At 46.0% G+C, this 12,598-nt stretch carries 12 protein-coding genes; 4 read left to right on the forward strand and 8 right to left on the reverse strand.

The window, feature by feature from the left end; all coding sequences use genetic code 11:
• Positions 1-44 precede the first annotated feature (44 nt).
• The 3 genes from O3Q51_13930 to O3Q51_13940 all read left to right on the forward strand — a co-directional run bounded on the left by O3Q51_13930 (position 45) and on the right by O3Q51_13940 (position 2,497).
• Positions 45-374: a TfoX/Sxy family protein gene (locus O3Q51_13930; GenBank protein ID MCZ4409916.1), complete on the forward strand. Its 330-nt coding sequence runs from the start codon at positions 45-47 to the stop codon at positions 372-374.
• A gap of 63 nt (positions 375-437) precedes the next feature.
• Positions 438-851, forward strand: coding sequence for a hypothetical protein (locus O3Q51_13935; GenBank protein ID MCZ4409917.1), 414 nt, complete (start codon positions 438-440; stop codon positions 849-851).
• Between the two features lie 41 nt (positions 852-892).
• Positions 893-2,497 (forward strand): ABC transporter substrate-binding protein, encoded by a 1,605-nt coding sequence (locus tag O3Q51_13940; protein ID MCZ4409918.1) that lies wholly within the window; start codon positions 893-895, stop codon positions 2,495-2,497.
• Between the two features lie 141 nt (positions 2,498-2,638).
• Here the strand turns inward: O3Q51_13940 and O3Q51_13945 are convergent, their stop codons facing one another.
• The 5 genes from O3Q51_13945 to O3Q51_13965 are packed head-to-tail and all read right to left on the reverse strand — an operon-like array spanning position 2,639 to position 7,607.
• Positions 2,639-3,766 (reverse strand): endonuclease/exonuclease/phosphatase family protein, encoded by a 1,128-nt coding sequence (locus O3Q51_13945; protein MCZ4409919.1) that lies wholly within the window; start codon positions 3,764-3,766, stop codon positions 2,639-2,641.
• A complete protein-coding gene (locus tag O3Q51_13950; protein MCZ4409920.1) occupies positions 3,766-4,668 on the reverse strand; it encodes a rhomboid family intramembrane serine protease in 903 nt (300 codons plus the stop codon). Before O3Q51_13950 ends, O3Q51_13945 begins: the two co-directional genes overlap by 1 nt.
• The gene (locus O3Q51_13955) at positions 4,669-5,427 is read right to left on the reverse strand and encodes a rhomboid family intramembrane serine protease (GenBank protein ID MCZ4409921.1); all 759 of its coding nucleotides are present in this window, start codon (positions 5,425-5,427) and stop codon (positions 4,669-4,671) included. It abuts the gene before it with no gap.
• Positions 5,428-7,284 (reverse strand): DNA mismatch repair endonuclease MutL, encoded by a 1,857-nt coding sequence (mutL, locus tag O3Q51_13960; GenBank protein ID MCZ4409922.1) that lies wholly within the window; start codon positions 7,282-7,284, stop codon positions 5,428-5,430.
• Positions 7,285-7,301: 17 nt separating this feature from the next.
• Positions 7,302-7,607 carry a hypothetical protein gene (locus O3Q51_13965; protein ID MCZ4409923.1) on the reverse strand — a complete coding sequence of 102 codons (306 nt, stop codon included), beginning with the start codon at positions 7,605-7,607 and terminating at the stop codon, positions 7,302-7,304.
• 328 nt (positions 7,608-7,935) lie between these two features.
• On the opposite strand from O3Q51_13965, the gene O3Q51_13970 reads away from it, so the two are divergent.
• Positions 7,936-10,893: a serine hydrolase gene (locus O3Q51_13970; protein MCZ4409924.1), complete on the forward strand. Its 2,958-nt coding sequence runs from the start codon at positions 7,936-7,938 to the stop codon at positions 10,891-10,893.
• Here O3Q51_13970 and O3Q51_13975 read toward each other — a convergent pair whose 3' ends face one another.
• The 3 genes from O3Q51_13975 to O3Q51_13985 form a co-directional block, all read right to left on the reverse strand.
• Positions 10,894-11,541 (reverse strand): T9SS type A sorting domain-containing protein, encoded by a 648-nt coding sequence (locus O3Q51_13975; protein ID MCZ4409925.1) that lies wholly within the window; start codon positions 11,539-11,541, stop codon positions 10,894-10,896.
• Between the two features lie 39 nt (positions 11,542-11,580).
• Positions 11,581-12,249, reverse strand: coding sequence for a hypothetical protein (locus O3Q51_13980; protein MCZ4409926.1), 669 nt, complete (start codon positions 12,247-12,249; stop codon positions 11,581-11,583).
• Between the two features lie 125 nt (positions 12,250-12,374).
• Positions 12,375-12,497, reverse strand: coding sequence for a hypothetical protein (locus O3Q51_13985; protein MCZ4409927.1), 123 nt, complete (start codon positions 12,495-12,497; stop codon positions 12,375-12,377).
• Positions 12,498-12,598 lie beyond the last annotated feature (101 nt).

Genomic DNA, 12,598 nt, shown 5'->3' on the forward strand with positions numbered 1-12,598 from the left:
GTGCGTTTCAGTACCTTGTGCGAAGCAACCATTTCAAAGGACTTATGGCTTCTGATCAAAGTTACGTCGACTATGTTTTAGACCACATTCATGGTGCGGGAGAAATCGTCGCCAAGAAAATGTTTGGTGAATATGCAATCTATTCGGATGGAAAGATTTTCGGCAGTGTTTGCGACAATCGACTTTTTATCAAACCCACCAATGCAGGCAGAACGTTTATTGGTGAGCCAACCGAAGCTCCGCCTTATCCAGGAGCTAAACCCAATTTTTTGATCGAAGAAAAGATTGAAGATAAAGCTTGGCTGAGCCAATTGATACGACTGACTCTTGAGGAGCTTCCGGCGCCCAAACCCAAGAAGAAGAAAAAGAAATAGTCTTGAGTCTCAATGAGGCTCTTTTAGTATTTCTTCAGCTCTTTTCCCGTTATTGATCTTTCCATGAAAAAATATCTCTCATTTGTTTTTTTGGTTTGCCTTGCTTGCAATGAAGAGCCTCAAGAGGAGAGCTTAAAATGCTTCAAGGTTTCTGTGACCGCTTACAACAGTTTGCCATATCAAACACGACCCGGAACACCTGGAAACATCGCCGCATGGGGAGATACACTTGAACCGGGAATGAAGTGTATCGCTATTTCACGTGATTTACTGGATAGCGGACTCGTGAGAAATGCACGTGTGCTCGTAGAAGGTTTTGAAGGCGATACCTTTTTGGTCATGGACAAGATGCACCACCGTTTCCGTCGTCGTATTGATCTCTACATGGGTGTCGATGTTCAGATGGCTAAGGAATTCGGTTTTCAAAAAAGATGGATCTGCCTGATTGAAGATAAGTCTGTGGGAAACGAAAATTGAATTTCAATTTCGCCATTGAAAAAGCTCCTTAATTTGCATCAATGAGAGGATTCATCATCATATTTGTCTTGTTTCTTTTTGGCTGCGCCAATGAACACACTCATCCTGACAAGATGATCTTCCGCTACAACGAGTCGGCGGGGATTTCTTCTCTTGATCCCGCTCAAAGCCGCAACTTGGAAAATCTTTGGGCCTGCAATCTTCTCTTTAACGGCTTGGTAGAAATAGATGACCACTTAATGGTAAGGCCCGCTATCGCCCATGCCTGGGAAATAGACTCGACAGGTACCATTTACCGATTCTTTCTTCGTGATGATGTGTTCTTTCACGACAGTGAAGCTTTTCCCGATGGAAAAGGCAGAAGGGTAGTCGCGAACGATTTTGTCTTCAGTTTTAAAAGGGTGATTGACCCGATGAAAACCACGCCGGGCGCATGGGTTTTTGGAAATGTCAGTGAAAATGAGCCATTTGAAGCTATTAATGACACGACGCTCGAAATTCGACTCAATCGTCCTTTTCCGCCATTTCTCGGTCTTTTGGGAATGAAGTACTGCTCTGTTATTCCAAAGGAAGCCATTGAAAAGTACGGCGACGATTTTCGGAGCAATCCCGTCGGAACGGGCCCTTTTAAGTTTCACTTTTGGATTGAGAATTCCCGATTGGCACTCCACAAGAATGAGAACTATTTTCAAGTTGATGAAGCGGGGGAGAGGCTGCCCTATCTCGATGCAGTCGCGGTTTCCTTTATTCCTGACAAGAGTGCGGCCTATCTAGATTTCCTCAAAGGGAATTTCGACTTTATGTCGGGCTTACACGCCAGTTATAAAGACGAATTGCTCACGGCTGTGGGGGAACTCAACCCAATCTATTCAGACAAGTTTTATTTACAGCGTCATCCATTCTTAAAGACGGACTACCTCGGTTTTCAAATCAGCGATTCACTCAACGAGGGCAGCCCTTGGCTCAATGCCGATTTGCGCCGAGCGGTAAACTACGCCATCGACCGCGACGCTATGGTGCGCTACTTGCGCAACAATGTGTACACACCTGCCCACGGTGGGTTCATTCCCAAAGGAATGCCGGGCTACAACGAAAGCGCCGGATATACGTATCGACCCGATTCGGTAAAAGCCATTCTGAAAAGAGCTGGATACCCCAATGGTGTCGGCCTTTCTGAATTGACGTTGAGTACAACTACAGATTACGTCGATCTTTGCGAATACGCTCAGCATCAACTCAGCGAGTTTGGGATCAAAATCAAAGTCGATGTCCTTCCTGCGTCCGTGCATCGAGAAAGCACATCAAAAGGGAATTTGCCTTTCTTCCGAAAGTCATGGCTCGCTGACTATCCCGATGACGAGAATTTCATGGCTTTATTTAATTCAGAGAATAAATCACCGAGTGGTCCGAATTATACGCATTTCGATAGCCCCGAATTTGATGAGTTTTACCGACTAGCTTTGAGTGAAAACGACCCAAAAAAGCGTGCAAGTCTTTACACCGATATGGATAGTCTCATGATGGCTCAAGCGCCGATTGTCCCACTCTACTACGACGTGGTGATGAGGTTTGTCTCCAAGGATGTTTCGGGGCTGGATGCCAATCCGATGAATGTGCTAGACTTGCGGCGTGTTAGGATTAATTAGAGTCTGTCTATAAAGTCCGCCATCTGCCTTCCACTTGATCTATAAACAGTCATTGACCCATGTCAACTCCTTGGTTTATAGCCCTGCGTGCGCGTTGCTATCAAACTTTCTAGTTCAGGCTAATACGGTTAAGAACGGAATCTAGTCTTTTTTAACCCACACAAACGAACTAATCGCATTGTGATCCGAAATACCCTCTTCGTAACGGGTGTAGTTTGCTGATTCCAAATCTTCCGAGTGGAAGATATAATCAATTCGAAAGGAGGGAAATGCCCCCAAGTATGTACTACCGATTCCCAATCCACCGCCTTCCCGAAAGGTATCAACCAAGCCATCTGAGATAGTGGCGTAGCTGTAAGAAACGGGCGTATCGTTAAAGTCGCCGCAAATCACTACCGGATAGGGACTATCGCTGGAATGCGCTTTTACTTGTTCTACCTGCTTGGCTCTTCGTGCAAAGGCGCCTGCAAGTCGTTGGACGATTCCCAATGCCTCATCTATTTCGACATGGGCTTCTTGTTTTTCATCGTTCAACTCTTTGATGAAAGCATATTGAGAGTCGCTAAATCGGATGGAAGCCGCGTGTACATTGTAAATCCGAATTGTATCGCCATAAGCCACCACATCAGTATAGATGCTCATGTTGTTATTCGTCTCTCCTTCAAATCTAATTTTGCCCTGACCCACAATTGGAAACTTGCTGAAAGTCGCTATGCCGTAGTGTTGATTCTTCCCCACTGTTGAAGTGTACTCGTCGTATACATATGGCGCACCCAAGGTCAACTTTAAGAGTTCTTTTGTTTCAAAAATCCCTGGCCCGGAATTGTGAAAGTATTCTTGGAAACAGAAGATGTCTCCGTTCATTTTTTCCAATTTCAGCATCATGCGATCTCGCAAGGCAATATTCTCTCCCCAATTGTACCAGCCGAAGAGCTTCACATTTTGGGAGACTACCTTCACCGACCGCGCAGGTGGATTTTTTGAATTCAAATCGGGAATAGCTTGAAAGTAAGAGGCGAGGTAGGTGAAGCCAAGCAAAATGGCGAGGGTGGAGATCAAGGCGAATCGCTTTTTCACCAAGAGCCAGAAAACGATAAAGATGATATTGGCAACCAAAAAGAAGCCATAAGCAATTCCAAAGAAGGCGAGATATGGGAATTTATCGGGGCTGATTTCAGTAGCGAGGTAGGCCAATCCAATCCCAATGACCATAATGATATTGATGGTCAACATGGCGGACTTGCTAAAAGACCTGAGGCGCTTAATCACTACTTCTTACTTGCGTTAAACAGAAACTCCTTTTCTGCTTTCGTCAAGCTGTCGTAACCGCTTTGAGAAATTTTATCAAGGATTTCATCTATCTTCTTCTGCTGCGACACTTCTTCTTTGCTCTTCTTGGCTTGGCTGCGCGAGCTTGAGCCGGATGCAGCTGACCTGGCCTTTGACGAGGCCACTTTCATTTTCGGTTTTGGCTTGACCAAATCGCGAAAGAAATTGACGAAACCGTAAAATCCATTTGACCAATCATTGCCCTTGCTAAGACTTCTGGCGTAAGAAAAACCGAGTAGTGCACCGCCTAGGTGAGCCAAGCGTCCACCTGTATTTCCACCGTCGAGGAATAAAATGTCTAAGGCCACAAAGAAGATGGCGATGAATTTAAGTTTGACATTACCGATAAGGATAAGCCGCACTTCCATGTCTGGGTTATAAGTAGCTATTGCGACCAAAATGGCAATAACCGATGCAGACGCGCCAATAATGGTACTCTCAGCTCCTGAGAAAACGGGGAAAATATTGTAAGAAACAAAGTAGAGCAGGAAACCCGCTATACCACCATAAAAATAAACGGCTACCAATCGTCGGTCTCCTAGCAGGTCACCAAAGAGCCTTCCCGAAAACCAGAGCATGATCATATTGACAAAGAGATGCCACAGCCCCTCGTGGACAAACATGTACGTCATCACGGTCCAAGGCCGAAACAACATAGTCTCCCAATTGGAAGAGCCAGCTACCCAAGGAACTACTACTCCCAAGAAGTCACTTTTGTAAAAGAAGCCAAAAACGCGAATGAGACTCAAAGCCACGAAAACACCTACATTCAAAAAGATGAATCGAGTGACCATATTGCCACTGTGGTAGCTGCGCTTTAAGTCGTCTAAGATTGAGGCCATTTAGTGTCCGTATGAGGAGTTTCCTTTGTTACTATTCCAATATTTGATTAAGATAAAGCCAAATAGCATTCCCCCCAAATGGGCGAAGTGGGCTACGTTATCACCAGGTTGATTGGCTATACCTGAAAAGAGCTCGATGGCACCGTACCCAATAACAAAGTATTTGGCTTTGATAGGAACGGGAAAGAAAAGCAGCATTAGACGAGTATTGGGAAACATCATCCCGAAGGCCAATAAGATTCCAAAAACTGCTCCTGACGCACCTACTACCGGTCCATTGTATAAGCCATTGAGCTTGCCTATAACAGGATCAGTGTAATTACGGTTATTGATTACGAGCTGTGCGCCTTCTGTCTTAATGACTTCCAGCATTTCGCTGCTTACCTGAGGCAAAAGCTGTTCAATTTGATAAGCTACGACCAGGTAGTGCAAAATAAAAGCTCCAAATCCTGTAACGAGGTAGTACAGCAAAAACCGCTTTCCACCCCAAATTCTTTCGATAGCCGAACCAAACATCCAGAGAGCGAACATATTAAAGAAGATGTGAGGAAAGCTGGCATGCATAAACATATGCGTTACAATCTGCCATGGTTCAAATAGAATTGATTTCCAATAGAACGCGGCAAAGTAAACTTCCAGGTCAATGCCCTGAGGTTTTAATGCAATCGTGGCTAAGAAGAATAGGCCATTGATGATCAATAAATTTTTGACCACTTCGGGCATATTACCAAATGCACTGCTACTTTGAAATGCGCTCATCTAAGCTTTGAATTTTCTTTGAATTTCATCCAGTGTAAAGTTGAGAATCACTGATTTGCCTGAAGGGGTGATCTGCGGTTGCGCACATGCAAACAAACGATCTACCAAATCGAGCATTTCCGTATTCTCCATCTTCTTCCCTTCCTTGATTTTTAAACTTCTCGCCATTCCCGCAGCTATCTGGTCGTGGTGATCGTTTTGAAATTGTCCTACTGAGCTTTTGTACTGTTCCAAGAAGTCTTGGATTAGAGCTCCTACATCCAGACCTTTTGCTTCGGCCGGAACTCCGTTTACCACCGCGCTTTCATTATCGAAAGTTGAAATGTTAAAGCCGAGCTTAAACAAGTCCTCCTTCAAGTCTTCCAGCAACTGTAGGTCTTTTCCGTCGAGTTCAACACGCTGCGGAAACAATTGTTGCTGGCTGAATCCGCTGCCGCGTTCCAATCCGCGTTTGATCTCTTCGAACAGCACACGTTCGTGTGCCCGCTGCTGATCAATGATGATAAAGCCTGACTTGATTTGAGTTAAGATGTAGCGACGGTGAAGCTGGAATATCGGGCGATCGCGATCGGTTACAGAAACAACCGGTAAATCGATCTCTTTCTCTTCCTCTCGGTCAAAAAGCGGAGACTGTTCCTCCCCATCTCTCTTTTCCGTAATACTGTAAAGCTCCTTCCAATTTTGGCTGAAACCACCGGAGCGACCTGAGTTGAATCCTCCACCACCACCATTTGTGGGCTGAGTCGCTTTGGTTTCAAACGGGTTAAAATTAAAGTCTTTCGATTCAGGTGGAGCTACTTCCACATTTTGTGGAAGCGGCTGAATATTGAGAATGGCTTCTTGATCGAAATCGAGGCTTGGAGCAATATTGTATTTGCCCAAGCTATTTCTCACCGAACTGTGCACGATGGCATAGATCGATCGTTCTTCGGTGAATTTTAATTCCGTTTTCGTAGGATGGATGTTGACGTCGATACTGGCGGGATCTACCTTGAGGTAAAGAAAGTAAGAAGGGTAGGAGTCCCGACCGATCAATTCGTCGAAAGCTCTTGTCACCGCGTGATTGAGGTAGCTGTTTTTGATGAAGCGGTCATTTACGAAGAAGTACTGCTCTCCACGCGTTTTCTTGGCGTATTCCGGTTTGCCGATAAAGCCCTCCAGCCGAACGATGGCAGTATCTTCCTTAACGGGAACCAGTCTCTCGTTGAACTTCGATCCAAAAACATTTACGATCCTTTGCCTTAAAGTCGAAGGCTTTAAGTTGAAGAGTTCGTTGTCGTTGTGGTGAAGGGAAAAGCCAATATCGGGGTGAGCCAATGCTACTCGTTCAAATTCTTCGACGATGTGGCGCATTTCTACCGCGTCCGACTTTAGGAAATTTCGTCGGGCGGGAGTATTGTAGAAGAGATTCTTAACTGAGATTGAGGTGCCATGTGCCGCAGCACATGGTTCTTGATTGCCGATTTCACTACCTGCAATCGTGATTTTTGTTCCTATTTCGTTTTCGCGCAAACGCGATCTCATTTCCATATGAGATATCGCGGCAATTGATGCCAAAGCCTCTCCGCGAAAGCCTTTCGTGCGAATCTGCCAAAGCTCTTCGGCTTTTTTGATTTTTGAAGTAGCGTGGCGTTCCAAGCTCATTCGAGCGTCTGTTTCGCTCATGCCACAGCCATCGTCTATAACCTGAATCAGTGTCTTGCCCGCATCCTTGATGATAAGCTGAATATTTTCAGCACCTGCATCCACGGCATTTTCCAGCAGTTCTTTCACTGCCGAGGCAGGTCGTTGAACTACCTCACCCGCCGCTATTTGATTAGCGACGGCATCCGGAAGAAGTTGAATAATATCGGGCATTAGCGAATGGAGAAGGTTTAAGCCAATAAGAAGTAATAAACAACAGCCATAAGGGCCGCCAAAATTAGCAAAAGTCTCAAGCCTGAGTTGCGTTGAACACGTCTTGTTTCTTTCCGAGACCAAGATTCGCTAATTCGCTCCCTAAGGTGCTCTTCGTATTTCTTTCCAAGCTTCTGTTCCAGCGCCAGTTCCTTCTCTATTTCCTTCTTTCGTTTTGCCAATCGCTCCTTTCGCTCATCGAAGGTGCGCGGCTCATAGTTGAAACTCTTGTAGCGGTTGTGCTCAGTTAGTTTAAATACAGATGGTAATCTCGGTGGTCTCATCGATCGAGGTTTTTTACACTTTCCAATTCCAAATTTCGTTCTACCTAAAGGATTGGCAAAGTGATGTGAATAAAAATACTGCCTTTCTTCGGCGATGGTTGACAAGCATACTACATTCGTCATGATTTGTGTGAAGAGAAAATTCTGTCAATTCGAGTGAATTTCCCGAGTGTAAGGAGGGAAATTTGTATCGAGAATCAGAATTTTCGTGTGCAAGGCTGTTCTCGATACTATTCGCTTGGCGCGAATCACTCGAACTGACATTGCCGCCATTCATGTTCAATTGACTTAATGAGTTCATTCAATATTGTTTAACAAATATCCATTGATGAGAATTGCCTTGAGGACACTTTTTTTCTTCTTTTTTATTGCATTTGCCTTGTCGGCGAAAGCCCAACCGATATTCGATAAGTCTGAAACACCTTGGGCTGACAGCCTGTTGGCTACACTTTCCGTGGAAGAAAAAATCGGGCAACTCTTCATGGTAGCTGCTTATAGCAATCGCGATGCCAAGCACGAAAAGGAGCTTCTCGAGTTGGTGGAAAGATACAAAATCGGCGGCTTGATCTTTTTTCAAGGTGGCCCCGTGCGTGAAACCAAAATGTACAATCGACTTCAATCTGCTGCTGAAATCCCCTTGCTTATTGGGATGGACGCCGAGTGGGGACTGGGCATGCGGCTCGATAGCACCATCAGCTTTCCCCGACAAATGACCTTGGGCGCTATCAGAAATGATTCGCTGATTTATGCCATGGGAAAGGAAATAGCCCGCCAAAGCAGACGAATTGGCATACACGTCAACTTTGCACCCGTCGTGGATGTAAATAATAATCCGAACAATCCCGTAATCAACAACCGCTCTTTTGGTGAGGACAAAGAAAATGTCGAAAGAAAGGGACTGGCCTACATGCATGGAATGCAAGACAATGGCGTATTGGCCAATGCAAAGCACTTTCCCGGGCACGGAGACACCGATACCGATTCGCACTACAATCTACCCGTGATCAAACACGATATGAATCGATTGAGAAGTGTCGAGCTCTATCCTTATTCTAAAATGTTCAAGGAAGGTCTTGGCTCCATAATGGTAGCGCACTTATCGATCCCGTCATTGGATTCTACTCCCAATCGGGCTAGCACGCTTTCGCCGAATGTGGTAACGGGGCTGCTCCAAGAAGAAATGGGTTTTGACGGATTAATCTTTACTGATGCTCTCAATATGAAAGGAGTCTCCAAATTTTACGATCCCGGTGAGGTGGACTTGCTTGCCGCGAAAGCAGGAAATGACGTATTGCTTTTTGCGGAAGATGTACCCAAAGCCCTCGACAAGATTAGAGACGCAATCGCCGATGGGTCTTATTCTGAGGCTGATTTGAATCGCAGTGTTGCCAAGATTTTGAAGGCTAAGGAATGGGCTGGAATTCACCGTGGGGAAGTGGTATCGGAGTCCAATATCTTTGAAGATCTGAATACTCCCGAAGCTGATTTTCTCAAACAGAAGCTGAGCGATGCCGCCATGACCTTGGTGCAGAATAAGAATGGCATTTTGCCCCTCGGCGACTTGGACAGCCGAACCATCTCGGTGGTGACCATTGGCGGAGACGGCCAAATTTTCAAGAACCGATTGGCCAAATACACCGATTTCAAATCGGTGGAAACAGTGACTTCTCCCGAGCCTGTCGAAGCTCTGCGCGTTCGCGATTTTGCGCTGAAGAGCAATACCGTCATCATCAACGTCGAGGGAACGTCTAATTCACCATCGAAGAACTTCGGGCTATCAGGTGATGCCATTAATTTAATCGAAACCATCGCCGCTGAGCGAGAGGTCATTTTGGTATTTATGGGCAATCCATACGCTTTGGCCAAGCTGAATCATCCCGAGCGTCTTAAGGCTATACTCGTGGGTTATCAAGATGATGCGCATCTCAATCGAGCGGCGGCCGAAGCCATTATGGGAGCCATTCCCGTAACGGGAAAACTGCCTGTTTCGGTAGGAGAGTACTTTAAGGTGAAGGAGGGAATAGAGTTGGCCGAGGCCACTCGACTTCACTACACCTCACCGATGGAGTTCGGTTTATCGCCCGAGGCTTTCGCCAAAATAGATTCCATTGCCATGGATGGCATCCAAAAACGCGCCTATCCTGGAGCGCAAATTCTCATTGCTAAAAAGGGAAAAGTCATCTTCAATCAGAATTATGGGTTCCATACTTACGATGATCAAACTCCCGTGAGAAGCACTGACTTGTACGATCTGGCATCGATTACCAAGATTGTGGCTTCTACCATCAGTCTGATGAAACTCGATGACTTGGGCAAGTTTGATCTCGATGCCCCATTGAGTAATTATTTCCCTGAGATTCGGGCCGATAGTCCCTACTATACCATGCAGCCGCGGCGGATGCTGGCGCACGTGGCGGGCTTGAAAGCTTGGATTCCGTTTTATGTGGAAACCATGAACGAGGGGGAGCCCAAGTGGGATGTGTATTCCAAGAGCGAATCGGCCTTGTACTCGCGTGAAGTAGCGCGGCAGATGTACATCAATAATGTGGTGAGTGACTCGCTCATGTTCCGCATTCTGGCATCTCCCTTGAGGCCCAATAGAGATTACAAGTACAGCGATTTAGGTTACTACTTTATGCGCGAAATCGTAAAGCGACAAAGCGGTTTACGATTGGATAGTTTTGCTGCATCCAATTTCTATGAGCCAATGGGATTGCAAACAATGGGCTATCAGCCCTTGGAGCGTTTTCCAAAAGAGCGAATCGTTCCGACTGAGTACGACACCTATTTCCGAGGTCAGCTGGTTCACGGTTATGTGCACGATCCCGGTGCGGCGATGCAAGGAGGCGTTGGCGGTCACGCAGGGGTGTTTAGCAATGCTGAAGACCTAGCGGCTATTATGCAAATGCTCATCAACAAAGGCGAGTACGGCGGAGAGCGCTTTTTAAGTGAAGCGGTGGTGAGCGAGTATACCCGCTGTCAGTTTTGCGATTCGGAACTCGATGAGGAAAGGAGGGGAGCGGGGTTTGACAAACCTGTGATTCCAGATGGTCCCGGCCCAACGTGCAAATGTGTGAGTTTCGACTCTTTCGGTCACTCTGGATTTACAGGTACCATTGCTTGGGCTGATCCTGTAGAAGACATTGTTTATGTCTTCCTCTCAAATCGTGTTTACCCCAGCGCTGAGAACAAGAAATTGGCTCGGATGGATATCCGCACGAATATTCAAGAAGAGATTTATCGGGTGCTGAGCGAAGAGAAGATTGGAGAGGGTGAAGCACCCTAATCACCTCACAACAAACTTCCCACCTTCAAAAGCCCTCCCATCAAAGGGCCTCATGATATAAACGCCGGGAGCCAATCTAGCCGTCGAAAAATGAAACGGGCTTCGGTCGATTCTGAACTTCTTAAGTTCTTTTCCCAGTAAGTCATAAACGGCAGATTCGCCGCGCCAATCGGTCTCGACAAAAAGGTCTCCATTACTTGGATTGGGATAAATCTTGAGCGCTGAAAGAGTTTCGTGACCATTTGTTGAATTTACTCCTTGGACGGAAAATTCGGTGTAAGCCGTGTCGGCGATGCCAACCTCTCCGAAAACGCCCGAGATCATCACATACTCGACTTTGTAGGTTCCGGGTGCATAAGTTCCCATTGAGGTGGTATCTATGGAATTGCATATAGCCGTGGCCAAGCCTAGCTCGTGTTCCACCACGATGGTAATGGTGTCTTGACTGTAGAAAAATTCCGTTTCTACTATCGGGCAGCCTTGGCTGGGATGCCAGGCCGTGGCTATTACAGAAACTACATCATCTGTGGTGATGGGGGCTCCGGGTATGATTTCAAGTTCTTCAATACCTTGCCCAATAGCTGTAATGGTGCTCAAGGCAAATATGAGGATCAGAAAGGGTCGGGTGAATGGGGTATTTCTATACATGATTGGTCGATTAGGTAATGCTAAATTAAGTATTGATAATTACCGAAGTAGCGTGTATCCATCAATGGAAAATGAAGTACCCATATCTCGAAGCGTGTGACTCATCTTAAGCTGACTTTCGTCATAGATCAGGTAGGCATCCAGATTTAAAATAATGGGAGGCACACAAGACACGATTCGGTTATTTTGGTAATCAATGTCTTGATAGTTAAAAGTGGGCAGAAATCCGATTTCCTCACCGATAAAGGGCTCTCCATTTTCGTACTCAATAAAGCAGGTACCTTGATTGAGGTTGAGGTCTTCGGGTTTGGTCAAGTAGATGGTGTCATTGCCGTAAAAGAAGAAGAGTTGGGAGAATTGCCTTTCGGGAATTAAAATATAGCCTTCACGAGAAATAACGCGGGTTTCGGATGGTTCCAATCCGCCAAAGTTGGTCGATCCTTCAGTGAACTCTTCGTAAAAGACGAGCCCTTCGGTTGTCGAGTGGATTTCGACTACTAAAGTGTCACCGCTGTAGGCGAAACTTCCTTCGGGGTCGGAACAGTCTGCCGTGTAGCGCAGATAGCGATTGATTTGGCCTTCTTGGATGTTATCGAGTTCGATGGTGTTCTTTGGAGTTGGATCCGCAGGAGAATTTGAATCCTTGTCGTCGGAATTGCATGAAATAGCGAAAAAAGGGATGAGGAATAATGCAAGATATTTTTTCATGTCGGTAGGTTTAATCGTTTGGTAATAGAGTGCCGAAAATTGGAAATGGTTACAGGGTGTTGTGTTTTTTTCGGTGAGCCGAAAGCGGTCTGCAAGTCTCCAGTGGTTAAGTCTGCAGTGCGTTTTTAAACGCAGAGCACTCCGAGACGGCGCGGAGATCGCTGAGAGATCCCGTTGAATTCAACTTGGTTTTTTCGGTTGTAGAGATTGTCCTTTATGGCCATTTCTTCGCGCGCTTTGCGCCTCATGAGTGCACTTTGCGGTTAGACAAGTCAAACAGATGCGGGCCACTAGCATTTTACCTAAAAATCGGTTGATCGAGTGCGGTCAGTGAGCAAAGCCAGACCGG

It is taken from the genome of Cryomorphaceae bacterium 1068 (assembly GCA_027214385.1).
Taxonomy (GTDB): domain Bacteria; phylum Bacteroidota; class Bacteroidia; order Flavobacteriales_D; family Cryomorphaceae; genus JAKVAV01.

Bases quoted from the DNA above. Each gene is read 5' to 3' on its own strand.
- O3Q51_13930 (MCZ4409916.1), top strand. From the start codon at position 45: ATGGCTTCTGATCAAAGTTACGTCGACTATGTTTTAGACCACATTCAT.
- O3Q51_13935 (MCZ4409917.1), top strand. From the start codon at position 438: ATGAAAAAATATCTCTCATTTGTTTTTTTGGTTTGCCTTGCTTGCAAT.
- O3Q51_13940 (MCZ4409918.1), top strand. From the start codon at position 893: ATGAGAGGATTCATCATCATATTTGTCTTGTTTCTTTTTGGCTGCGCC.
- O3Q51_13950 (MCZ4409920.1), bottom strand. From the start codon at position 4,668: ATGGCCTCAATCTTAGACGACTTAAAGCGCAGCTACCACAGTGGCAAT.
- O3Q51_13955 (MCZ4409921.1), bottom strand. From the start codon at position 5,427: ATGAGCGCATTTCAAAGTAGCAGTGCATTTGGTAATATGCCCGAAGTG.
- mutL (MCZ4409922.1), bottom strand. From the start codon at position 7,284: ATGCCCGATATTATTCAACTTCTTCCGGATGCCGTCGCTAATCAAATA.
- O3Q51_13965 (MCZ4409923.1), bottom strand. From the start codon at position 7,607: ATGAGACCACCGAGATTACCATCTGTATTTAAACTAACTGAGCACAAC.
- O3Q51_13970 (MCZ4409924.1), top strand. From the start codon at position 7,936: ATGAGAATTGCCTTGAGGACACTTTTTTTCTTCTTTTTTATTGCATTT.
- O3Q51_13975 (MCZ4409925.1), bottom strand. From the start codon at position 11,541: ATGTATAGAAATACCCCATTCACCCGACCCTTTCTGATCCTCATATTT.
- O3Q51_13980 (MCZ4409926.1), bottom strand. From the start codon at position 12,249: ATGAAAAAATATCTTGCATTATTCCTCATCCCTTTTTTCGCTATTTCA.
- O3Q51_13985 (MCZ4409927.1), bottom strand. From the start codon at position 12,497: ATGAGGCGCAAAGCGCGCGAAGAAATGGCCATAAAGGACAATCTCTAC.